Annotated in this window: 1 protein-coding gene; it reads left to right on the top strand. The window is 45.9% G+C overall.

Features of this window, described 5'->3' with window-relative positions; all coding sequences use genetic code 11:
* A partial coding sequence (locus tag IEU81_RS10940; protein ID WP_188352531.1) for a hypothetical protein occupies window positions 1-588 on the top strand: 588 nt, incomplete at both ends.

The following is a 588-nucleotide window of genomic DNA, read 5'->3' as shown; positions in this document are numbered from 1 at the left end:
CTTGTGGCTGTTGCTCTTGCCAGGCCTAAACAGCCTATCAAGCACCAAGGACTCCCTCAAGGAGTCCTCAATGAAAATTTACTCAGGTTTTTTGTGGCGCCTTTTCCAGAAGTGTTTGGAAAGGAGAAGGTCAATGAACTGAGCACGGATATTGGGAGTGAATCAACTGAGGATCAAGCCATGGAAGATATTAAGCAAATGGAAGCTGAAAGCATTTCGTCAAGTGAGGAAATTGTTCCCATTAGTGTTGAGCAGAAGCACATTCAAAAGGAAGATGTGCCCTCTGAGCGTTACCTGGGTTATCTGGAACAGCTTCTTAGACTGAAAAAATACAACGTACCCCAGCTGGAAATTGTTCCCAATTTGGCTGAGGAACAACTTCACAGTATGAAAGAGGGAATCCATGCCCAACAGAAAGAACCTATGATAGGAGTGAATCAGGAACTGGCCTACTTCTACCCTCAGCTTTTCAGACAATTCTACCAGCTGGATGCCTATCCATCTGGTGCCTGGTATTACGTTCCACTAGGCACGCAATACCCTGATGCCCCATCATTCTCTGACATCCCTAATCCCATCGGCTCTGAG

The organism is Jeotgalicoccus aerolatus (genome assembly GCF_014635205.1).
Classification (GTDB): Bacteria; Bacillota; Bacilli; order Staphylococcales; family Salinicoccaceae; genus Jeotgalicoccus; species Jeotgalicoccus aerolatus.
The sequence above is the reverse complement of the archived record's forward strand: the minus strand, read 5'-3'. Positions and strand labels throughout refer to the sequence as shown.